We start from the raw sequence: 221 nt of genomic DNA on the forward strand, positions 1-221 counted from the left end.
CGCGCATTTCTGCGATAAGAGTATCGGCAAAACGCTCGCTGTGCTGAGCCATAAACAAAAAGAGTGAACGTGATAAAAATCGACACGATAGGCCTTTACGGCTATTTTCTCGCAAAAATAATGTGCATATTTCAGAGCAACATGTGTAGTCGTTACACATTCTTAAAATATCAACGGTGTTATATACATTTAAAGTAGGCGATAGGTGTACTGTTTTACCT

1 protein-coding gene is annotated in these 221 nt (G+C 38.9%); it reads right to left on the reverse strand.

Annotation, left to right across the window (positions count from 1 at the left end; all coding sequences use genetic code 11):
* On the reverse strand, window positions 1-221 hold a 221-nt coding region (locus V6260_RS18945), incomplete at both ends, for an arginine N-succinyltransferase (RefSeq protein ID WP_341595603.1).

The organism is Pseudoalteromonas aliena (genome assembly GCF_038155085.1).
Lineage (GTDB): Bacteria > Pseudomonadota > Gammaproteobacteria > Enterobacterales > Alteromonadaceae > Pseudoalteromonas > Pseudoalteromonas aliena_A.